At 64.1% G+C, this 19557-nt stretch carries 23 protein-coding genes and 1 pseudogene; 11 read left to right on the top strand and 13 right to left on the bottom strand.

Translation table 11 applies throughout. The annotated features are described in order from the left end of the window. Positions 1-4 precede the first annotated feature (4 nt). Positions 5-124 (bottom strand): annotated as a pseudogene (locus NR187_RS14875) (glutathione-dependent formaldehyde dehydrogenase); the annotation flags it as partial. 250 nt (positions 125-374) lie between these two features. Between NR187_RS14875 and NR187_RS14870 the strand changes: the two are divergent. Genes NR187_RS14870 through NR187_RS14860 form a run of 3 tightly spaced genes read left to right on the top strand, consistent with a single transcriptional unit; the run spans position 375 to position 1576 of the window. Further along, a complete protein-coding gene (locus tag NR187_RS14870) occupies positions 375-557 on the top strand; it encodes a hypothetical protein (RefSeq protein WP_211383567.1) in 183 nt (60 codons plus the stop codon). Between the two features lie 53 nt (positions 558-610). Next, positions 611-946 carry a hypothetical protein gene (locus NR187_RS14865; RefSeq protein WP_211383297.1) on the top strand — a complete coding sequence of 112 codons (336 nt, stop codon included), beginning with the start codon at positions 611-613 and terminating at the stop codon, positions 944-946. Between the two features lie 21 nt (positions 947-967). Continuing rightward, positions 968-1576 carry a general stress protein gene (locus NR187_RS14860; RefSeq protein ID WP_256806902.1) on the top strand — a complete coding sequence of 203 codons (609 nt, stop codon included), beginning with the start codon at positions 968-970 and terminating at the stop codon, positions 1574-1576. A gap of 56 nt (positions 1577-1632) precedes the next feature. Here the strand turns inward: NR187_RS14860 and NR187_RS14855 are convergent, their stop codons facing one another. The 6 genes from NR187_RS14855 to NR187_RS14830 all read right to left on the bottom strand — a co-directional run bounded on the left by NR187_RS14855 (position 1633) and on the right by NR187_RS14830 (position 7891). Beyond that, positions 1633-2772, bottom strand: coding sequence for a hypothetical protein (locus tag NR187_RS14855; RefSeq protein WP_211383299.1), 1140 nt, complete (start codon positions 2770-2772; stop codon positions 1633-1635). A gap of 338 nt (positions 2773-3110) precedes the next feature. Further along, positions 3111-3296, bottom strand: coding sequence for a hypothetical protein (locus tag NR187_RS14850; protein ID WP_211383300.1), 186 nt, complete (start codon positions 3294-3296; stop codon positions 3111-3113). Between the two features lie 63 nt (positions 3297-3359). Further along, complete coding sequence (locus NR187_RS14845; RefSeq protein ID WP_256806901.1) at positions 3360-4586, bottom strand: carboxylate-amine ligase; 1227 nt, start codon at positions 4584-4586, stop codon at positions 3360-3362. 19 nt (positions 4587-4605) lie between these two features. Next, positions 4606-5433, bottom strand: coding sequence for a class II glutamine amidotransferase (locus NR187_RS14840; RefSeq protein WP_256806900.1), 828 nt, complete (start codon positions 5431-5433; stop codon positions 4606-4608). An 85-nt stretch (positions 5434-5518) separates the two neighbouring features. Continuing rightward, the gene (locus NR187_RS14835) at positions 5519-6115 is read right to left on the bottom strand and encodes a redoxin domain-containing protein (protein WP_256806899.1); all 597 of its coding nucleotides are present in this window, start codon (positions 6113-6115) and stop codon (positions 5519-5521) included. Positions 6116-6130: 15 nt separating this feature from the next. Next, positions 6131-7891 carry an MOSC and FAD-binding oxidoreductase domain-containing protein gene (locus tag NR187_RS14830; RefSeq protein ID WP_256806898.1) on the bottom strand — a complete coding sequence of 587 codons (1761 nt, stop codon included), beginning with the start codon at positions 7889-7891 and terminating at the stop codon, positions 6131-6133. A 185-nt stretch (positions 7892-8076) separates the two neighbouring features. Between NR187_RS14830 and NR187_RS14825 the strand changes: the two genes are divergently transcribed. The 5 genes from NR187_RS14825 to NR187_RS14805 all read left to right on the top strand — a co-directional run bounded on the left by NR187_RS14825 (position 8077) and on the right by NR187_RS14805 (position 10826). Beyond that, positions 8077-8457 (top strand): nuclear transport factor 2 family protein, encoded by a 381-nt coding sequence (locus NR187_RS14825; protein ID WP_211383305.1) that lies wholly within the window; start codon positions 8077-8079, stop codon positions 8455-8457. 289 nt (positions 8458-8746) lie between these two features. Continuing rightward, positions 8747-9208, top strand: coding sequence for a TerB family tellurite resistance protein (locus tag NR187_RS14820; protein WP_211383306.1), 462 nt, complete (start codon positions 8747-8749; stop codon positions 9206-9208). A gap of 2 nt (positions 9209-9210) precedes the next feature. Beyond that, complete coding sequence (locus NR187_RS14815) at positions 9211-9573, top strand: hypothetical protein (protein WP_211383307.1); 363 nt, start codon at positions 9211-9213, stop codon at positions 9571-9573. Continuing rightward, positions 9570-10208: a TerC family protein gene (locus NR187_RS14810; RefSeq protein WP_211383308.1), complete on the top strand. Its 639-nt coding sequence runs from the start codon at positions 9570-9572 to the stop codon at positions 10206-10208. Before NR187_RS14815 ends, NR187_RS14810 begins: the two co-directional genes overlap by 4 nt. A 33-nt stretch (positions 10209-10241) precedes the next feature. Then, complete coding sequence (locus NR187_RS14805) at positions 10242-10826, top strand: TIGR00645 family protein (protein WP_211383309.1); 585 nt, start codon at positions 10242-10244, stop codon at positions 10824-10826. A 20-nt stretch (positions 10827-10846) separates the two neighbouring features. Here the strand turns inward: NR187_RS14805 and NR187_RS14800 are convergent, their stop codons facing one another. Together NR187_RS14800 and NR187_RS14795 are read right to left on the bottom strand one after the other, a co-directional pair. Further along, positions 10847-11083 (bottom strand): helix-turn-helix domain-containing protein, encoded by a 237-nt coding sequence (locus NR187_RS14800; RefSeq protein ID WP_256806897.1) that lies wholly within the window; start codon positions 11081-11083, stop codon positions 10847-10849. A 37-nt stretch (positions 11084-11120) separates the two neighbouring features. After that, positions 11121-12059: a LysR family transcriptional regulator gene (locus NR187_RS14795; protein ID WP_211383310.1), complete on the bottom strand. Its 939-nt coding sequence runs from the start codon at positions 12057-12059 to the stop codon at positions 11121-11123. A gap of 157 nt (positions 12060-12216) precedes the next feature. Here NR187_RS14795 and NR187_RS14790 point away from each other — a divergent pair, with 157 nt between their 5' ends. After that, positions 12217-12804, top strand: a complete 588-nt coding sequence (locus tag NR187_RS14790; protein ID WP_256806933.1) for a hypothetical protein — start codon at positions 12217-12219, stop codon at positions 12802-12804. A 39-nt stretch (positions 12805-12843) separates the two neighbouring features. Here the strand turns inward: NR187_RS14790 and NR187_RS14785 are convergent, their stop codons facing one another. Beyond that, positions 12844-13926, bottom strand: a complete 1083-nt coding sequence (locus tag NR187_RS14785) for a substrate-binding domain-containing protein (protein ID WP_256806896.1) — start codon at positions 13924-13926, stop codon at positions 12844-12846. Between the two features lie 113 nt (positions 13927-14039). On the opposite strand from NR187_RS14785, the gene NR187_RS14780 reads away from it, so the two are divergent. Further along, entirely contained in the window at positions 14040-15524 is a 1485-nt protein-coding gene (locus NR187_RS14780; protein ID WP_256806931.1) for an aldehyde dehydrogenase family protein, read from the top strand. A gap of 187 nt (positions 15525-15711) precedes the next feature. After that, entirely contained in the window at positions 15712-15975 is a 264-nt protein-coding gene (locus NR187_RS14775; RefSeq protein ID WP_211383312.1) for a hypothetical protein, read from the top strand. A gap of 77 nt (positions 15976-16052) precedes the next feature. On the opposite strand, the gene NR187_RS14770 is transcribed toward NR187_RS14775, so the two are convergent. From NR187_RS14770 to NR187_RS14760, 3 genes are all read right to left on the bottom strand, one after another. Next, positions 16053-16481, bottom strand: a complete 429-nt coding sequence (locus NR187_RS14770; protein ID WP_211383313.1) for an SgcJ/EcaC family oxidoreductase — start codon at positions 16479-16481, stop codon at positions 16053-16055. A 230-nt stretch (positions 16482-16711) separates the two neighbouring features. Continuing rightward, on the bottom strand, positions 16712-18469 hold the full coding sequence (locus NR187_RS14765; protein ID WP_256806894.1) for an adenylate/guanylate cyclase domain-containing protein: 1758 nt from the start codon (positions 18467-18469) through the stop codon (positions 16712-16714). A 172-nt stretch (positions 18470-18641) separates the two neighbouring features. Then, complete coding sequence (locus tag NR187_RS14760) at positions 18642-19538, bottom strand: alpha/beta fold hydrolase (protein WP_211383315.1); 897 nt, start codon at positions 19536-19538, stop codon at positions 18642-18644. Between the last annotated feature and the right edge of the window lie 19 nt (positions 19539-19557).

The following is a 19557-nucleotide window of genomic DNA, read 5'->3' as shown; positions in this document are numbered from 1 at the left end:
CGGTAGAGCCGCAGATAGCGCAGGCGGTAATCCTGATGATCGCGTCACGCGGATGCTGGATCTTGAAATCCGGGACCGTGTCTGCCCGGACGTCGCCTTTGCCGTGCCAACAGAGTGCACGCATGGTCAAATCTCCATTTTTGGGGACGGCATGCGCATTCACGGATCATGTCGTGCAGATGCAACAGAAAGGATGGAGGGATGTTCCTAACCCCATGAATGCGTCGATTCTGGACGTTGATCGAAGGCCAGGGAGCGGGTGTCTTCAGGGTGGACATGCGGCATCGATCCGCGCGCAACGTTCGCGCAGCAGCTACGACTCCGCTAGTCCAGGAAACGGTCAAACCGATCCCTCCGAATGCGAGACCGATGTGATGGACCAAGACAACAGCGGGCGCATCGTCGAGACTGCAGTCGAAGCGCGCCAAGGCGAACTCGGTCCTGGTGTCCTGATGCTGCTGGATGTGAGCGGGGAACTCGCAGTCCTCATCGGCTGTCACGTGGATGATATTCTTCAGAACCTGAGCGTGAAGGAGATGTCACGGGGCGAAAGGTAGGAACTAAAGCTCCGATGCGGGCTTGGGTCACTCCTTAGTCACTGGAGACAATCATGAAACGCCCGTCACTCTTCGTTTGCATTTCTTTATTCGCAGCGGCCACAGCATTCGCGGCTGCCCCGGCCTCCGCGCAAAATCCGCCGGCGCAGTCGGGGCCAAACAACAACGCGGTCAACACGACCGGTCAGAACAACTCCGACACTCCTGTCGCCGGGCGCAACAGTTTCACCGAAGGGCAAGCCAAATCGAAGCTCGAGGATGCTGGCTATGCCAACGTCACCGAGTTGAAGAAGGACGACAATGGCGTCTGGCGCGGCCAGGCCAGCAAGGGCGGATCGGCTTCTGCCGTCAGCGTCGACTTTCAAGGCAACGTCAATTCGGCCAAGTAAGCAAATAAAGAGGCAATCAAAATGACCGTTACAATTTCTCGTCTCTACGACAATTACACCAGTGCGCAGCAGGCGGTTCAGCGTCTCGAAGCTGCCGGCGTGCCGCATTCGGACATCAGCATCGTCGCCAACAATTCGGACAGCTGGTTCAACACCGACAAGAAGGTGGATCGTGACCGCGATGGCGTTGACGATCGCGCCGAAGGTGCAGGCAAGGGTGCCGGCATCGGCGCGGGCGTGGGTGGCACTGCCGGCCTTCTTGCCGGTCTCGGCCTGCTCGCAATTCCTGGTCTCGGACCGGTCGTCGCTGCCGGCTGGCTCGCCGCGACCGCGGTCGGTGCGGCGGCGGGAGCCGCTACCGGCGGCGTCGTTGGAGCGCTGACTGAAGCCGGGGTTTCGCGGGAGGATGCCGACACTTATGCAGAGGGCGTCCGTCGCGGAGGCACGCTCGTGTCGGCCCGTGTGGCGGATGCGGAACGATCGCGCCTTGATTCGATCCTAAACGAGTCTGCTGTCAATTTGCGTGACCGCAGTGCCGCCTGGCAGAAGGCCGGATGGAAATCGTTCGATCCGGCCAGCAAGCCTTACGGTGCCGACGAGGTTCGCAAGGAGCGGCAGCTCTACGGCTGATCGTTGCGCTAATCGAGATCCCGACGGCCCGCTTCGGCGGGCCGTTTCTTGTGCGGCTACCCGTACAGATACCCGACCGGCATGCCCTCGGTCCGCAGCGGACGGATGTCCTTCTGCGTGATGATCTGACCGGCGAGACCGTCGATCTCATCGCGCTGCGTCGGTGTCCAGCTGCGCAGGTCGTTCATGCCCTTGAGCAGGCCGAGCCGGAGCACCTGGGTGTTTTCGCCGATGCCCGTGAGACTGATCGCGTTCTTGCCCGCCGTCACCACGTCACCGGCGGCGAGCTCAAAGGTCTCTCCGGCCTTGTTCTTGAATTCCGCGCTGCCGCGAATGACGCGGTAGATCGCGACCTCGCCCTTGGCGAAACAGGTGGCGTCGGCTGCAGCCGACGTGCTCTTCGGCAGCAGCGATTGGCCGCGCGGGTCGGTTGCGATGATATGGCCGGCGACGAGATGACCGCTCGGGACTTCGATCCCGATATCGCGCACGTAAACCGGCATGGATGATTTGACGGTGCCGTCGATCAGCGGCTTGAACAGCGCATCCAGCGCCAAGGGGTCCTGAAGCCAAAAGCCTGCATCGACGGGACGATCGTGCAGAGGGTGGCTCCAGGCCACGCGCGGCGTCTCGGCTTCGTTGATCTGGTCCGGACCGACGATGGTCGGGTTCGGAAAGGTGGTGGGATCGGTGATGAAGGCTTCGAGGAATTTGCCCGAATAGCCCATCGAGATCGGATCCGGCACCACCGTCTGCGGCGTCTTCAGATTCTCTTCGGTCGACAGGCCCGACCAGGTGTAGAACAGCTGGCGGTGCACGATCGCGCTTTGCAGCATCACCGCGCCCGGGCCGACATTATAGAAGCGGCCGTCATAGTCGAAGGTGAACGCGCCCGAGGTGACCAGCACGAGCTGGAAGCCGCCCGGCGGCAGATGGAGATGGAAGTCGGTGGGGCCGGTGTCGGGAAGATAGATCGGCAGGTTGGTCGCGACTTCGTGCAGCAGGAAAGTTTCGTTGTTGGCGTGAAAGCCCTCGTTGGCGCGATTGTAGAGGGCCTGCGGCCGGTACGTCGCCTCGAACTTCGCATTCCGGTCGCGGTCGATCGCCACGAAATCCTGTGCGTTGAGGCGAAGGGGCGCGCCATCCGGGCGGGTGAGGCCGGTGAATTTGAGATCGCCGGCGGCATGCACGTTCATGGCATTCTCCGATCTGGCCGCTCATCCGGTCGTCCGGGCGCACGCAGCCTGCAGCTCGAATTCGTGGGGGAGCAGGCAATCAGGCCTGACGTTGCCTTGCGAATTTTGGGCCAGTCGAGATGCCGCCCGGCACGCGGGCTCTCCGGCCCGACGCAACGCGAAGAAAAATCGAGGTTGCACCTGAGGTTAGATGGCGCGTTTCACCAGCCGGCCGGGGCCGCTTCGCCGAGCCATCAGGTCCAGTGACGACGCCTGTCCTGGCTAATTTGTCGGCAAGTCCTCGCGCGGACGTGCAGCTGCCGATCAGCAAAGGCCAGCGGCCGGGTGTTTGAAGCTGTTCATTCGAACGACCGACGGACCGTCCGCACGGGCTTGCCGGAGGGGCTGTCGGCCCACTTCGCCATGTCCATCGCCCGCGCGTCGATCAGTTCGCACCACAGGCAGCTCAGCTCCGGGCGCCCTTTGGCCGAGAGCATCGGAATAAGTCCGTGGCCGCAGCCGGCACAACACGTGACGCGATTCATCCTCTTCTCCGCGATCTTCCAAACTCAGGAACGACATTGTCGTCCCCGAAGCTTACGCGGGCGCTATGAGTGCGCTCTGAGGCCGGCGGCCGGGGCGCTCGTGCCGGAGATGGTCGCATCTGCGATCCAGCGCGAGACGGACCCGATGTCATCCCCGTTCTCGCGGAAGGAGCGCAGCTGGAATTCCGCGGAGCTTCCGCGCTCCACGATGGTCCGGCAGTGCTCGACCTCCGCGGCGCAATTCAGCGCGGCCGCGTCCTCGGCGATGTCGTCGATCGCGCGCGCGAGCAGCTCCGCGATGGTGACCGGCCCGTCCCTGGAGGCAAAGATGCAATCGGTGCCGTAGCGCTGGGCGCGCCATTTGTTCTCCACCGCGACCGCGCGCTCGACCGCGGTGACCTGTTTCGACAGGTAAGGCCGCAGATAGAGATAGCGGGTCAGGCAGCGATAGAGCGAGGCGATGGCAACGGTGTCGTCGACGAACGTGCAGGTGTCGGGCGCGCGCAACTCCAGGGTCGGGTGCTTCATGGATGGACGCATGGCCCACCAGATGTGACTTTCATCAGGGATCACGCCGGAGCGCTGCAACGCGCCGACATATTCGTCGTAGTCCTGCCTGCTCTCGAACAATTCGGGCAGGCCGGTACGCGGCAGCTCTGAATAGGCGGCGAGCCGGTAGCCTTTTAGTCCGGTCTTGTGCGAATTCCAGAACGGGGAGGAAGCCGACAGGGCGATGAACAACGGCAGATACGGCAGCATCGCCCGCATCACCGCCATGCGCTTTTCGGGATCTGGCAACTGGACGTGGACATGCATGCCGCACATCATGTTGCGGTGACCGATGCTGCGCAGATCCTCGATCATCTCCTCGTAGCGCGGCTTCGGGCTCGGCTGTGACATGCGCCAGACCGCGGTCGGATGCGTGCCGCAGGCCATGATCACGAAGCCGTATTGCGCGGCGACGTTGGCGACTTCGCGGCGCAGGAAACGGAGCTCTTCGCGCGCGTCGTTGACGTCGACGTGAACGTTGGTGGCGACCTCGATCTGGGACTGCAGCATCTCGCGCATCGCCTGGCCGCCGGTCGACCAGTTCGCCGATTCGAACAGCTCGTTGGGAGTCTGGATCGCGACTTCAAGGCTACGGCGGTCGGCGAGGAAGTATTCCTCCTCGATGCCGAACGAATATTCCTCCGCCTTGCCGCCTCCGCCGGCGGAGCGGATGACGAGATGCTGCTTGTCGTCGGAAGAATCGAGCCGCAGCAGTTTCAGAACGTCTGAAGCAAATGTCATCGTGCACCCGGCCAAGGTATTACCTGCGGGCGATAATCCTTCTGACCGGTGCGGGTTCCGCGGGGGACTCACCGGAAATTGCAAGGTCAAACCTAACAATTTTCGCGCTTTCGGACGCGCGCGCGATCAGGGCGTGATTCGCGGGGACTTCCGTCCAGTCCGTTTCCTTGTCGAACGGCTCGGATACCACGATGACCTGGCCGCCGGCCTCGCGGAAGTACAGCGTGTTCGCGGCGTCGTTGACTGCAATTCGAAAGGCGTAGAGGTCGCGGCCATTCGAGATCGCGCTGGTGAAGCGCAGCCGCTCGCGGAGCTGGCCTTCGTTGACGAGGCCGACGAGGGCTTGCAGCACGGCTTGCGTTGCGCCGAGCGGATCGGCATCGAGGCCCGCGCCCATCATGGCGAGGAACACGGCCTCGGAATCGGTCGTGCCCAGCCGCGAAGGGTAATAGGCATCGGGGATCAACGCCTCGACCTTGCGCCGCAGGCGATTCCAGCTGCCGACGAATCCGTTGTGCATGAACATCCACTGGCCGCAGGCAAAGGGATGACAATTCTGCCGCGTCACCGCCGTGCCGGTTGCGGCGCGCACATGGGCGAAAAACAGATGCGAGCGCAGATGGCGGCAGAGATAGCGGAGATTCTCGTCCGACCAGGCGGGGCGTGTTTCACGATAAAGGCCGGGTTCCGGATGTTCGCCATACCAACCGAGACCAAAGCCGTCGCCATTGGAGCCCGCCGTCGACTGCAGCGAGCGCATGCTTTGCGCGATCAGCGAATGCTCGGGCTCGGTGACGTAAGGTTCGAACGAGGTCGTCTCGCCCCGGTATGCGATCCAGCGGCACATGAGGGTTCCTTGGGCTTCCTGTCGGGCGCCAGATGGGGTGCTGAGATGCATCAACCAACCTGACGGGAAGATGGTTCCCGGCGTTCTAATCCTGTCCGCCGAGAGTTTCGACGTAAGGCTTGCCGTAAGGATAAAAATGCTCCTTGCGGCCTTGCTCCCAGAGAGCTTTCAGCCCGGCCGCGGTGATGTCCCAATCCGGACGGCACTTCATGCTGACCGCTCGCAGATCCTGGCGAAGCTCTTCGACCGACGGACGGCCGAAGAACCAGTAGCCATTGTAGATCCTGTGAACGACGAGGCGGGGCTCGAGCACGATGACGTGGGGGATCATCGGATTGTGGACGGGATCGGTGTATTCGGCGATATCGAGGTCCTTCTGAACGAGGCGCCGCGAATCCGACAGGAAGGGCCAGTGCGCTCCGACACCGCTGCGATACTCGTTGGTCTGGGCGATGTTGTCGGTGGTGATCGTGACCAGCCGGCAATAGCCCACCTCCATCTCGCGATGGAAATGCAGCAGGCCTTCGGCCTGGCGGCGATCCTTCGGACAGAATCCGCCGCGACCGAGAACGAGCACCATGGGATCGGCCGCCTGCAGATCCGAGAGCTTTCGGTGCTTGCCGGTGTGGTCGCTCAGCTCGTAATCCGGGAAGGTTGCTCCCGGCACCATGTCAGTTCGCATCAGACACTCCCACTTTCACAGATCGAGCACGAGGTCGCTTCGGGGCCGTGAGCAGCAGATCAGGACGTTTCCGTCCGCCGGTCCGTCGAGGGGATCCGGCGCATAGCTGACCACTCCCGCAATGAGCCCGCTTTCGCAGTTGTGGCAGACGCCGGTCCGGCACGACCAGCGCACCGGCACGTCGCATGCTTCGGCCAGCTCCAGCAGGCTGGCATAGGACGGTCCCCAGCAGACGTTGAGGCCACTACGGGCGAATGAAACCATCGGGCCGGGGCCGGGCGCCCCAATGGGCACATGTACAGGCTTCGGCAGCGAGGCCGCGATGCCGGGCGTCAGGGATGGCCTGGCACCGAACAATTCCGTGTGGATGTGACCGGGCGAGACGCCCAAATTTGCGAGGCCCGCCGTGAGATCGCTCATGAAGGCCGTCGGTCCGCAGAGATAGTAGTCCGCATCGCGCGGCACATCGAGCCTCAGGAGCAGGCGCCCATTCAGACGTCCGGTGGTGTCGAAATCCACGCCGGGACGATCGTCCGGATCGGGGGCGCTGTAGCAGACGTGGCTGTGATGGTGAGCCAGCGCAGCCAACAGCCCGCGCGCCTCGACGGCGAACGCATGTTCGCGGCCGTTGCGGGCGCCGTGCAGCCACCAGACGTCCCGTGTCGCCGCCTCCGCGGCAAGCGCGTGGAGCATGGCGAGCACCGGCGTCACGCCGATGCCGGCGCTCAGCAGGACGACGGGCCTTGCCTCCTGCCGCAGCGTGAAGTTCCCGCGCGGCGCGCCGACCCGCACGACGTCGCCCGGTCGGAGCTCGTCGGCGATGTAGAGGCTGGCGGCACCGTGCGCCTCGCGCTTGATGCTGATGCGGTAGGATGCGATGTCGGAGCCGCTCGACAGCGAATAGCTGCGCATTATCGCTCGCGCCGCCGGGGGCTCGAGCTGGACGACGACGAACTGGCCGGGCAGGGCGGCGGCCACGGGATGTCCGTCGATGGGATCGAGGATCAGCGACGTCACGTTGCCGCTCTCGGCGATCTTGCGCGACACACGAAACGGTCGAAAACCGTGCCATGCCGGAGGCGGGCTCGAACCCGGTCCGAGCCCGGCGTTTCCCGCGGCCGTATTCTTCCCGCGCTGCTGCTCGAGCAGCGCCGCGAAAGAACGACGCCAGCCGCGGCTCAGCGCCGGAATCCGCAGTGCGCGCTCCAGGCGTTCGCGCGGGTGAGGCGGCATGTAGAGCAGCGCATTGATCTCAGACACGCTCATGCGCTCGGGCCCGCGGGCGACCCGCGTGATCTCGTCATCGGCTTCGACGTCGCCCTCCTCGATCACGCGAAAATAGAAACCGGGCCGGCCGTGCTTGACGAGCAGCGCGGGCATGTCCGGCTCCTCCATGCGAATGCCGAGGCGGTAGCAGGTGACGCGCGGCTGCGTCACCTCGAACAGGGCAGAGCCGATCCTGTAGCGGTCGCCGATGCACACGTCGGTGTCGGCGAGGCCCTCGACGGTGAAATTCTCGCCGAATTGACCGTGGACGAGGTTCGACCGGCTTAGGTGCTCCTGCCAATATCGATAGGACTCGTCCTGGTAGACGAAGACGGCACGATGTTCGCCGCCATGACCGGCCGTATCGCCCTGGCTGTCGCCATCGATGTTGAGCCTGCGCACCCTGCGCGGGCCCTCGATGGGCGCCTTCCAGATGCCGGTATGAACGGTCCTGCCTTGCCAGGCGACGTCGCGCGGCAGGCCGACATTGACGGAAAGCAGACGTGCCATGCGTATTTCCCGGCGTGACGAATACGACTGCGCAATCCGGCGAATTCCAGATTCCTGCATCGCCAATCTGCACCCAGGCCGGGCTTTTGGCCCGTTAGTCGTTGTTAGAGATTGCGAGACAGCCTTGCTCCCGTCTCTCTTTGCTCCAATTTGAACAGCGGAAACCGCAAGAACGGGAGATGGCGATGAATGATCAGGCCAGGCTGGCCGCGCTCCGGCGCCATTGGGACGCTTCGGACGCGAACGATTTCGAGGCCGAGCACGACATCTATCGCGAGGACGCGGTGCTCGACTATCCGCAATCGGGCGAACGTATCTGCGGCCGCCGGAATATCCAGGAGAGCCGGTTCGTGCAGCCCAACAAGAAGCGCTTCACGGTTCGGCGGATCATCGGCGGCGGCGATCTCTGGGTGAGCGAGTTCGTGCTCACCTATGACGGCGTGCCGTCCTACGTCGTCAGCATCATGGAATTCAGCGACGGGTTGGTGGCGCACGAAACGCAGTATTTCGGCGACAGGTTCGATCCTTCGCCCTCGCGTGCGCATCTTGTCGAGCGGATGGGGTAAAAGCGATTGTCGGACTCCGGACGCGCGTCAACCTGGAACCCGATGCGGCGGCTGGTCGCAGTCTCCTCGCCTTGATTCCGACAGGCCCATCTTTAAGTGTGAGACGAACAAGAATCCGGGCCCCTCTGGCGAGGATGCCGACGAATGTCGGCAAACCTCGCGATGTCGGATGACCTGTCCCGCGCGAATGCGATGGATCGGCCGATCGTCGGGCCTTCCTTGGTTCTCTCCGACCCAATCGTCCCCATCGCAGCTCCGCGCGGCCATCTCACAAGCTTGAGGAGCCATGATGTCTGACGCTGCCACTTCCAATCCGATCGAAATCGAGATCACCGAACCGTCCGGCCTGAACGAGCAGGCCGCGGTGGCGCTGGTCATCGCCGGCGCGCTCGTCGCGGTGGCCGACCGGCGCGTCTCGCCGGTCGAGCGCGACGAGGTGATCCGCTTCATCAGGGATCGCGGATTGGCGCCGCATATCAGCGAAGACCGATTGTTCGCGATGTTCGACGCGCTGGCGGAACGTTTGGAGGAGCCGGACTTTGCCAATGTGGTGATCGACACGCTGCGGCCGGTTTCGAACATGTCGCTCTCGAGCCATCTGATGGAGCTGTCGGAGCGCGTCGCGGCCGCGGACGAGGACGTGCATCCCCATGAGGTGCAGGCGATCAAGCTGCTGCGGCTGCTGACGCTGGTATTGCCCCGCGCCAAGCAGGTCGGACCGGGTGCGGCAGGCACGGTCCCGAAGGAGTGAGCATGAGCGCAACATCGGACGAGCGTACGACCGGGACCGAGGACGCCGCCCGCCAGATGGCCGGCGGCGATCCGCGCCTTGACAAGCTCGTCGATCGCCTGCCGCCGCGCGTGGGCGACACCGTCACCTATCTGCTCAAACCGTCCAGCCGCTGGGTGAGGATCCCCTCGGGCGCGCTGCTGATCGTCGGCGGCGTGCTCTCCTTTCTGCCGGTGCTCGGCGTCTGGATGCTGCCGCTCGGCCTCGCGCTGCTCGCGGAGGACGTGCCCGCGCTGCGCTCCTCGCGCGCCAAGGTCCTGGATTGGGTTGAGCGGAAGAAGCCGCACTGGCTCGATCCGTCCGCACCGAAAAACGATCGATCATGACCGAATTCATCACCACCGACGCGCTCACCGCGCTGCTTCAGGTCGTCCTGATCGACCTCGTGCTCGCCGGCGACAACGCCGTCGTCATCGGCCTTGCCGCCGCCGGCCTGCCGGCAGAGCAGCGCCGGCGCGCCATCGTCGTCGGCATCATTGCCGCCACCGTCTTGCGCATCGCCTTTGCCGGCGTCGCGACCCAGCTCCTGCAGGTGATCGGCCTCCTGCTCGCCGGCGGCGTGCTGCTGCTCTGGGTCTGCTGGAAGATGTGGCGCGAGCTGCGCGAGCAGGCCGCGCATGCGAACGAGCTCGCGTTCAGCCATGGCGGCGGCGGAGGCGCGGCTGCTGCCCCGCGAAAGTCATTCAGCCAGGCGGCCGTGCAGATCGTCGCTGCCGACGTCTCGATGTCGCTCGACAACGTGCTCGCGGTCGCGGGTGCCGCGCGCGAGCATCCCTACATCCTCGCCTTCGGCCTGCTGCTGTCGGTCGCGCTGATGGGCGTCGCCGCCGATCTGCTCGGCCGCGTGCTGCAGAAGCAGCGCTGGATCGGCTATGTCGGCCTCGCCATCATCGTCTACGTCGCCTTCGAGATGATCTATCGCGGCTCGCTCGAGCTCGCGCCTGTGATCGCGAGTCTCTGAGGCAACGCGTCTGTCCGTCATCCGGAGTGATCAATGAGTTCTGAACCCAAAGCACCTTCGGCGCGTTCCGCGACGGCGCCGCAAATCGGCCCGTTTGCGCAACTCATCTTCGGCTCGCGCTGGCTGCAGGTGCCGCTCTATGTCGGCCTCATCGTCGCGCAGGCGGTCTATGTGCTGCTGTTCCTGAAGGAGCTCTGGCACCTGGTCTTGCACTCGTTCGACGCCAGCGAGCAGCAGATCATGCTGGTCGTGCTCGGGCTGATCGACGTCGTCATGATCTCGAACCTGCTGGTGATGGTGATCGTCGGCGGCTACGAGACCTTCGTCTCGCGCCTGAATTTGAGCGGCCATCCCGACGAGCCGGAATGGCTGAGCCACGTCAATGCCAGCGTGCTCAAGATCAAGCTGGCGATGGCGATCATCGGCATCTCCTCGATCTCGCTGCTCAGGACCTTCATCGAGGCAGGCAATCTCGGCACGACGCGCAGCAATTTCACCGAGAGCGGCGTGATGTGGCAGGTGCTGATCCACCTGACCTTCATCATCTCGGCGGTCGGCATCGCCTGGGTCGACCGCCTCAGCGAGAGCGGTCACCGCAAGGAGTCCAGGCACGCCTGAGCGCGCGACCGGGACCCCGTTCAGAGACGACGGCCCCGCGCCGGCGTCTCCGAGGGCGCCTCGCCGAAGGTCATCTTGTAGCCTCTCGCGAAATCGCCCATGTGGCAGAAGCCGTTGCCGAGTGCTGCGGCCTTGACGCTCACGCCGGCGCTGGCGGTCATGAGCTGGATGCGGGTCGACCACAGCCGCTTGAGACGCAGACAATGATGCTGGCTGACGCCGTGCACGGCGCGCGTGGCGGTCTGGAGCGTTCGCACGGGTAAAGACGGCGGCGTTCGATCACGCGACCCTTGATCACGCGACCTGCGGATATGCCGCGTTCTCCCGCCGCTCGCGCTCTCCCAGTTCGCGCACGAGTTCCTGAAGAAACGACTCGGTGTAGGCGGGCAGGGTGCGCTCGGCGCGAACGTAGATGCCGAGGTCGGACCAGACCGGGCTGCCGGCATTGTCGAGCGGCAGGAAGACGAGCTGGCTGTCGCGCGACAGCCGGCCGATTCCGAGCTGGGTCTGGAACGCGACGCCGACGCCGCGCGCGGCGAGTTCGCGCATCAGGTCGATCGAGTTGGCCTGGATCGCCGGCTCCGGCGTTTCCGAGAGCTGCGCGATCAGCGGCTGGAGCAGATGATAGATCGACAGCTCCGGCAACGCGTGGATGACGGGGAAGGCGAGGCATTGTGCCAGCGTGACCGTCTTGCGCCGCGCCAGCGGATGCTCGCGCGCGACCACCGCGCCGAGGCGAAACCGCTTCAATGCGACCTGCCGCAGATCCGGCGGATGGCGCAGCGCCATGGCGATGCCGATGTCGGCCTCGCCGCGGCTCAGGGCCTCCAGCACGTCCGAGGATCCCTTCACCTCGGTGGTGAAGCTGACGCGCCGGGCGCGGGTGCGATGCGAGGCGATCAGGTCCGGCAGCACCGACTCGGTCAGCGACTCGATGCAGGCGATGCTGACGGTGCCGTGCCATGCGCCGGAGAGGGAGGCGACATCCGAGCGGAAGCGGTCGAGGTCCTGGAGCACGTTCATGACGTGCCGGGCCAGCATCTCGCCGACCGTCGTCAGCGTCAGGCCACGCGTCGTCCGTTCGAACAGGGGTGATCCAATCTCTTGTTCCAACTTGAGAATTTGGCGGCTGACGGCAGAGGAGGCGACATTCAGGACGCGCGCTGCGGCCCGGATCGAGCCGGTGCGGCGGACCGCGTGGAAGTACTGAATGGCCGGTGAGTGAAATCGCATGGGACCCCCGGCCCATTTATAGCTGTTGCCGAAACGGCATCAACATGTGCGAAATTCTCTGCTTTTCGAGCGCGCCTCTCCAACCTAGGTTCTCCGCCGGCTTGGCCGGCCTCGCCGCCAGGCCTGCGCAACGACGCGCCAGGGGATGAATTGGGTGATGATCGGAGTGGACCGGAATATCGGTTGCGGGCCTGAGGGGGTGCGGGACAGCCGCCTGGTCGACCGCCGCCGCGCCGCCGCCTATGTCGGCGTGACCGCCGGCCGCTTCGAGCAATTGGTGCGCGACAACGTCGTGCCGCCGCCGGTGATGGTGGAGAACAAGCGGCGTTGGCCGATCGCGTTGCTCGACGTCGCCCGGGATGCAGTGGTCGGCAGCATGCCCTGCCTGCCGCAGGTCGCGATCGACGTTGCGCCGGAAGTGCGTCCCTGCGAGCGAGACGCCGTGCCGCCCTCGCACGAGCTGCCCGACCGGGCTTGGTTCGAGCAGCGCGCGCGGTTCGTCCAGCGCGTACGCCGGTCGCTGCTCTCGGGCAACGAGATTCGTCTCTTGCGCGAGTTCAAGTTGCTCAAGCAGAACCAGATCAGCATGTTCGGCTATTATGGAAGCTTCGAAGCCCTGATGGTGCGCGGCTACATCGTCGAGACCGCGCGAAAGCCGCCGTCGAGCCGTCCGATGGTGACCTATCGCCTGACCACGCGAGGCGAGCAGGTGATTTCCGCGCTGAAGGACGAGCCGGTGATCTGACCGGCGCGGACAAGGCCAACGCCAGGGCATTCTTTGGCATCATCGCACGGCATGCAACTCCAGAAACGCCTTCACGCCGGTGACAGTGCCCGTGTCGGACGGCACGTAGCCGGGTAGCGTCGCGACAGCCGCGCGAAAATCGGCGCTGCGGATGATCTCGAGAATGCGTTGCATCGGCCCGGTGTCCAGGAACGCGCGCTTGCAGACGAAGAAATAATCCTCGGTGAGGAGGCGGATGAAATCGAGGCCGAAATGCCGGGCGGCCGCCTCGACGCCGAAGCTCGCATCCGCCATGCCGCTCGCGACATAGGCCGCGACCGCGGCATGGGTGAACTCGATCTGCTGCGCGCCGTTGATCCTGCTCTCGTCGATTCCGCTTGCGGTGAGCAGATGGTCGAACAGCAGGCGCGTGCCGGAATCATGGTCGCGGTTGACGAAGCGCACCTTGGGGCCGGTGAGATCGCCGAGCGAAGCGATGCGCAGCGGATTGCCCCGCGCGACCATCAATCCCATCTCGCGGGTCACGAAGCTGATGATGCGATCTTCGCGCGGATCGAGCCATTCGCGCGCCGCCTTGATGCCCTGGGCGCGCAGCGCGCCGTGCGGCAGATGCAGGCCGGAGAGGTCGCAGGCACCCTGTGCCAGCGCGACCAGCGAATGCTGGTTGCTGACATAGCGCAAATCGACGCCGATGCCGGGCTCGCGGTCGAGGAACTCGCGCAGCTTCGCCACCGCAAAGCCGTGGCTGGCATGGACGCGGATCACCGAGGGGCGCTGCTCGAGGAACGGCTTGATCTCGCTTGCCAGCTCCTGCGCCAGGTTTTGGAGCTGCGGCCCGAGCCGGGCCTGCATGCGCTCGCCGGCCCACACCAGCCGCTCGCCGAACGGCGTGAGTTTCGAGCCCTTGCCGCGCTGGGTCTCGACCAGCGGCGTGCCGAAGAATTCCGACCATTGCTCGATCAGATTCCAGACATGGCGATAGGACAGGTGCGCATCGCTGGCCGCGCTGGTGATCTTTCCGGTCTTCCTGATTTCATTGAGGATGCCGAGCATGACGACGACGGTGCGCGGATTGCCCTCGCGGCGAAACCGCCAGACGGCTTCGATCTCGATCTGAAGCATCTGATGTCCTTATGAACTTCGCTTCATATGTGGGGCGTCCATTTGCAAACCATATCATATTTACTCCGGTTAAAATGCGCTTAGGCTGGCATACCAGAGATGGAGTAAATATGATGTTCGTTGCATATGACTTTGCGCATTCGCCGGCGGCCGAATTCATGGCCCGGCCGCAGCATCTGCTGATCGACGGTCGCCGCGTGGCCGCCAGCTCCGGCCGCACCTTCAAGTCCCTCAATCCCGCGACCGGTCAGGTCATCGCGACTGTTGCCGAAGGCAACGAGGCGGATGTCGAGCACGCCGTGGCGGCAGCGCGCAGGGCGTTCGAAGGTCCCTGGCGCACGATGCGCGCCTCCGAGCGCGGCCAGATCATGCTGCGCTGGGCCGAGCTGCTGAAACAGCACGCCGACGAGATAATCGAGCTCGAGTCGATCGATGCCGGCAAGCCGATCTCCGCGACGATGCGCCAGGACTTTCCGGCCGCCATCGACACGCTGATCTATTATGCCGGCTGGGCCGACAAGATCAGCGGCGACGTCGTGCCGGTGCGTGACGATGCCCTGACCTATACCGTGCGCGAGCCGGTCGGCGTGGTCGCAGCGATCGTGCCGTGGAATTTCCCGCTGATGATCGGGATGTGGAAGCTCGCGCCGGCGCTGGCCTGCGGCTGCACGATCGTGATGAAGCCGGCCGAGCTGACCTCGCTGTCCGCGCTGCGCATCGCCGAGCTTGCGCTCGAAGCTGGCCTGCCGGCGGGCGTCTTCAACGTCGTCACAGGGCCCGGCCGCGTCGTCGGCGACGCGCTGGTCAATCACCCCGACGTCGACAAGGTCACCTTCACCGGCTCGCCCGGCGTGGGCCGCGGAATCATGAAGGGCGCGGCCGGCAACTTCAAGCGCGTCTCGCTCGAGCTTGGCGGCAAGTCGGCCAACGTCATCTTCGACGATGCCGATCTCGAAGCAGCAAGCAAGGCTGCGGCATCCGGCATCTTCTTCAATGCGGGGCAGGTGTGCTCGGCCGGCTCCCGGGTGCTGGTGCAGGAGAAAGCCTATGACGAGGTCGTCGAGCGGCTGGCTGCGCGCGCAAGATCGCTCAGGATCGGCGATCCGCTCGATCGCAAGACGACGCTCGGTCCCGTGATCTCCGAGAAGCAGATGAAGTCGATCCTCGATTATGTCGATATCGGGCAGAAGGAGGGGGCAACCCTCGTCACCGGCGGGACGCGGGTCGGCGAGCGCGGCTATTTCATCAGCCCCGCGGTGTTCGCGGGCGTCGAACACGAGATGCGGATCTCGCAGGAGGAAATCTTTGGCCCCGTCGTCAGCGTCATCAAGTTCAGGGACGAGGCCGATGCCCTGCGGATCGCCAACGGCACCGCCTACAGCCTCGCCGCCGGTGTCTGGAGCCGCGATATCGGCAGGCTGCAGCGCTTCGCCAAGCGGGCGCGTGCCGGGACGGTGTGGATGAACACTTATGGCTACACCGACGTGCGCCTGCCCTGGGGCGGCGAGCGCGACTCCGGCCTTGGCCGCGAGCACGGCACGGCCGCGCTCGACAATTTCACCGAACCCAAGGCTGTGTGGATGAACCTGGCCGTCTGATACCTCCCGAGCGGCCAAGCCTGGAGCCCGCCTGATCTTTCGGTCAGGCGGGCTCTCTTTTCGAGATCGGTCAAATTGTCTGCATTCCGCTCAGTCGCGGCAAACCCTGCGGACAAGAAGCACGGCGCCTTAAACCAGAGTTTTGGAACCGGCCTGCATGCTGCCTGCAAAAGGTTGGGGCATCAGCATGTCAGTTCTCAGGGAGATCGTCGTTGCCGTCGCGGGAGTCTACGCGCTCCTGTTCGCGTGCGACGCATTGTTCGGGGTTGGCGAAGCGCGCTTCGACGACGCCTATTACAGCGCCAGCTTCTACGCGCCGCGGCCGAAGGAATTCCGGTTCGCCGGCGATACGCCGCCGGCCGTGCGCGTCAGCGACGCCTTTGCGCAATTCGCGCCGGGCGAAGCCAAGCCGAACAAGCGTTACTCGTCTCTGACGATGATCATTCGCTAGGGCGTCTACTCATGGTTCCGCTTCGCCCGGACGACCAGCCCCCACCTACGAGCAACAGACTGGTCTCGTTCCTCAGTTCATTTTGGCACGGGTGAGCCGTGATGCTGAGCAATCAGCCATCGGCCGTCTACCTTCACCATCGCGAGCGTCAAACGGTAGGGGACCACTGTGCCGTCCTTGAGAATGAAATTCGCAAAGCCGGAGCTAAGAAGGACGTCTGGCACCACCGCGACGGCTTGTTGGTCTCCCATCTTTACTTGGATGCCTGGAGGGAGCTTACTAAAGTAGGCGCGTACGCCCGCTGAGCCTGAGAAGAGTTGGGCAACCGACCCGAAAAGCGTTGCTTCGCTGGTGTAGAGTGCGACGAACTTGTCGGCATCGCCCGAATTGTAGACCTGCTCCCACTGCGCTCTGACCGCCGCGGCGTCTTCGTTTGGTCCGGCCTTCGCAAGTTGAGGCAAGGAAAAACCAACGACAATCAGAAAAATTGCGAATAGCCTCTGCATAAGGACGCTCCAATATATTCGGTACGGCTAGGGCGGCGGTTCGGCCGCGTGGACCTGCGCCGGAAAATTTCAGCTCAATTCATCAAGCAATACTTGAAAGTTACAGCCAATGTCGGAGTTGGGTCAATCGCGGCGGCTCGTCCCTTGGCCGGTGACGTCCCGTTTGCGCAGGACTCCGCACCACATCACCGATACGATGGGCCATGAACGGAAATCGGTCGACTGCTTCTTCAATCCTCCCAACCGGCTTTATGAAGGCCGTCCAGCATGAGGGCGTGATCTTCTGGCCGAAACCACGGTGGCCGCTGACGGACCTGAAACTCAAAGGATGTGGATGAAATTGCGATTGCTTTTTGCAGCGCATCTTCGGCTTCAGCGGTGCGACCGAGTTGGCCGAGAGCAGCGGCAAGCCAGCGGTAGGGGGAGGGAAAATCGGGAAATGTTCGGGTCGCGTGCTCCGCCGTCTCGACTGCGGCGGCGTAGTCCCGGCAAAAATAGTGAGCCAATGCGACCTGGTTCAAGCGATTCACCAGCGACGGGTCACGAGGGTCGAGTCGAATGCACGTCTCGAGGGCGACGAGCCCCTCTTTTGGACGGCCGGAATACGCGAGAATGACGCCCAAAGCTCCGTGAGCCGCTGCCAGATTCGGGCAGAGTGCCAGCGCCCGTTCGGCCTGGGCATGTGCCCCGCTGTGATCGCCCCGAGCGTTGAGCGCCAGCGCCAGGCGTGAATGGGCGTCAGCGTTGCCACCATCCAGAGCGACCGCGCGTCGCGCCAATTCTTCTTCTTTGACTTGTGTTCCTTTCGCCCGACTGAGCACGGTGGAGAGCCCGATATATCCGGGCGCGAACATTGGGTCGAGATCAATGGCCCGCTGAAAGAACTGTCCGGCAACGGCATCATCCTCGGCGCTCGCCTTGCCCAGATGCCACATTCCACGCTGGTAGGCACCCCAGGCATCAAGACTTGCGGGTGGCTTGCGCATCGCCCGCTGTTGCTCGGCGCCGGCAATGACCGGTGCGATGGCGATGGTCGTGGATTGCGCGATGTCATCCTGTACGGAGAAGATGTCGGCTATATCGCGGTCGTAACGTTCCGCCCAGACATGTTTGCCCGTTTCCGCTTCGACAAGCTGTGCGGTGACGCGGACGCGGTTGCCGGATTTTCGCAGACCGCCCTCAAGCACATAGCGAACGCCGAGTTCGCGCCCGACTTGTTTCACGTCGACCGCGCGTCCCTTGAAGGAAAACGACGAATTGCGGGCGATGACGAACAGTGAGGAGTATCGCGACAAAGCCGTGATGACGTCCTGCGCGATTCCGTCGGCGAAGAACTCCTGGTCCGGATCGGGACTCATGTTCTGGAACGGCAGCACCGCGATGGATGGCTTGTCCGGAAGCGCAAGGGGTCCCGCGATTTCAGGCGCTTGACCTGGCGTTGATGCTGCAGAGGAGTACTCATCGACAAGAAGACGCCATGCATGCATCGGTTCGGCGATATTCTTGAGTGCCTGCAGGCCCATATCGTCGTAGGCGACGTCTATCTTGCCGCGAATCTGCCGACGAGCATCGTCGGAAACACAGATGCCGCCGGGGTCGGCTATCCCTTCGAGGCGCGCTGCGATGTTGACGCCATCGCCGAAGATGTCGTTGTCATCGATGATGATATCGCCGATGTGGATGCCGATCCGGAATTCGATCCTCATTGCCGGGGAGACGTCGGCGTTCTGCGCCGCCATTCTGCGCTGGACTTCAACCGCACTGCGCGCCGCGTCTACCGCACTCGCAAACTCGACCAGCATGCCGTCGCCGGTGGTCTTGACGATGCGGCCGCGATGCGCAGAGATCGTGGCATCGACAACGGACTTTCGAGCTTCCTTCAGCCGGGCCAGCGTGCCTTCCTCGTCGGCGCCCATGAGACGGCTGTAACCAGCGACATCCGCAGCCAACACCGCTACAAGTCGTCGTTCCACGCGCTCGCCGGTCAAAATGGCCTCTAAAATATGATATCTGGCCCAGCGCATCAAAGCACGCAGAACTGCTTTCGGCTAGCGCCGACGTTCGTTCGGAATCACAAGACGAAATGCCGGAGCACGTTGCGCCGGTCTGCTTCACCCCGAGAAGCAGCATGTGCCGGTCCACGCCTTTCGCGCTCTATTCTCACTCCCCCTGGATCCATTCCGCCACGCCGCGCCATAGCGTGTCGCGATGCTCGGGGCGGAAGAAGCCGAAATGGCCTATTCCCTTGGCGCCGACGTCGGACGGCTTCACCGTCAGCACCTCCGGCTTGATCGCGGTGAAGCCGGACGTGAGCAGCTCGACCGCCGGCCGCGTCGCCCAGGCATCGTCGGAGAAGCACAGCGCGCGCAGCTCGCCCTTGAATTTTGCGAAATTCTCCAGCGCCGGCAGCTTTGAATCGAACAGGTAGCGCGGGCTCGAGACCCACTCGGCCCATTGCAGGAACACGCCCTTGGGTAGGTCCTCGCCGATGCCGGCCCAGCCCGGCGCGTAGCCGAGCGCGTGGACGAGCGGCACGCCGACGAGATTCATGAAGGCGTAGACGCGATATTTCTCCGGAGATGTCATCAGCCGCCAGGTTGCCGCTTGCGAGGCCACGAAGGCGGCGCGCGAAATCTCGCTGTTGTTTGCGATCAGCCCCAGCGCCTGGCCGCCGAAGGAGTGGCCGACATAGGCGAGCGGCAGGGTGTTGTAGCGCTCGCGCATCCAGTGCACCGCGGCGGCGACGTCGAGCGCGGCCCAGTCCGACATCGAGGCCTTGAAGCCGACCAGCGATTTCGGCTGGTTGTAGCCGACCATCGCCGGCAGCCGGGAGTCGCCAATGCCGCGATAGTCGTAGGTCAGGACCGCGCAGCCGCGGTGGGCGAGATAGGAGGCAAAGCCGCGATAGATTTTTCGCGGGACGGCGGTCGCGGAGTTGATCAGGACGGCATGGCGCTTGGTCCCGCGCGGCAGGAACAAGGTGCCGGCCAGCGCATACCCGTCGCTCGCCGGGAAGCTGATCTCGTCGATGAAAACGTCGTCCAGTGCCGCGTCCATGGGCAGCCGGTATCCTGCC

The sequence above is a fragment of the Bradyrhizobium sp. Bra64 genome (assembly GCF_024519875.1).
Classification (GTDB): Bacteria; Pseudomonadota; Alphaproteobacteria; order Rhizobiales; family Xanthobacteraceae; genus Bradyrhizobium; species Bradyrhizobium japonicum_G.
This window is presented reverse-complemented; position numbering and strand designations above follow the sequence as displayed.

What these genes read in the sequence shown, in the direction of transcription:
- NR187_RS14870 (WP_211383567.1), top strand. Translation starts at nt 375, where the DNA reads ATGGACCAAGACAACAGCGGGCGCATCGTCGAGACTGCAGTCGAAGCG.
- NR187_RS14865 (WP_211383297.1), top strand. Translation starts at nt 611, where the DNA reads ATGAAACGCCCGTCACTCTTCGTTTGCATTTCTTTATTCGCAGCGGCC.
- NR187_RS14860 (WP_256806902.1), top strand. Translation starts at nt 968, where the DNA reads ATGACCGTTACAATTTCTCGTCTCTACGACAATTACACCAGTGCGCAG.
- NR187_RS14855 (WP_211383299.1), bottom strand. Translation starts at nt 2,772, where the DNA reads ATGAACGTGCATGCCGCCGGCGATCTCAAATTCACCGGCCTCACCCGC.
- NR187_RS14850 (WP_211383300.1), bottom strand. Translation starts at nt 3,296, where the DNA reads ATGAATCGCGTCACGTGTTGTGCCGGCTGCGGCCACGGACTTATTCCG.
- NR187_RS14845 (WP_256806901.1), bottom strand. Translation starts at nt 4,586, where the DNA reads ATGACATTTGCTTCAGACGTTCTGAAACTGCTGCGGCTCGATTCTTCC.
- NR187_RS14840 (WP_256806900.1), bottom strand. Translation starts at nt 5,433, where the DNA reads ATGTGCCGCTGGATCGCATACCGGGGCGAGACGACCTCGTTCGAACCT.
- NR187_RS14835 (WP_256806899.1), bottom strand. Translation starts at nt 6,115, where the DNA reads ATGCGAACTGACATGGTGCCGGGAGCAACCTTCCCGGATTACGAGCTG.
- NR187_RS14830 (WP_256806898.1), bottom strand. Translation starts at nt 7,891, where the DNA reads ATGGCACGTCTGCTTTCCGTCAATGTCGGCCTGCCGCGCGACGTCGCC.
- NR187_RS14825 (WP_211383305.1), top strand. Translation starts at nt 8,077, where the DNA reads ATGAATGATCAGGCCAGGCTGGCCGCGCTCCGGCGCCATTGGGACGCT.
- NR187_RS14820 (WP_211383306.1), top strand. Translation starts at nt 8,747, where the DNA reads ATGTCTGACGCTGCCACTTCCAATCCGATCGAAATCGAGATCACCGAA.
- NR187_RS14815 (WP_211383307.1), top strand. Translation starts at nt 9,211, where the DNA reads ATGAGCGCAACATCGGACGAGCGTACGACCGGGACCGAGGACGCCGCC.
- NR187_RS14810 (WP_211383308.1), top strand. Translation starts at nt 9,570, where the DNA reads ATGACCGAATTCATCACCACCGACGCGCTCACCGCGCTGCTTCAGGTC.
- NR187_RS14805 (WP_211383309.1), top strand. Translation starts at nt 10,242, where the DNA reads ATGAGTTCTGAACCCAAAGCACCTTCGGCGCGTTCCGCGACGGCGCCG.
- NR187_RS14795 (WP_211383310.1), bottom strand. Translation starts at nt 12,059, where the DNA reads ATGCGATTTCACTCACCGGCCATTCAGTACTTCCACGCGGTCCGCCGC.
- NR187_RS14790 (WP_256806933.1), top strand. Translation starts at nt 12,217, where the DNA reads ATGATCGGAGTGGACCGGAATATCGGTTGCGGGCCTGAGGGGGTGCGG.
- NR187_RS14785 (WP_256806896.1), bottom strand. Translation starts at nt 13,926, where the DNA reads ATGCTTCAGATCGAGATCGAAGCCGTCTGGCGGTTTCGCCGCGAGGGC.
- NR187_RS14780 (WP_256806931.1), top strand. Translation starts at nt 14,040, where the DNA reads ATGTTCGTTGCATATGACTTTGCGCATTCGCCGGCGGCCGAATTCATG.
- NR187_RS14775 (WP_211383312.1), top strand. Translation starts at nt 15,712, where the DNA reads ATGTCAGTTCTCAGGGAGATCGTCGTTGCCGTCGCGGGAGTCTACGCG.
- NR187_RS14770 (WP_211383313.1), bottom strand. Translation starts at nt 16,481, where the DNA reads ATGCAGAGGCTATTCGCAATTTTTCTGATTGTCGTTGGTTTTTCCTTG.
- NR187_RS14760 (WP_211383315.1), bottom strand. Translation starts at nt 19,538, where the DNA reads ATGGACGCGGCACTGGACGACGTTTTCATCGACGAGATCAGCTTCCCG.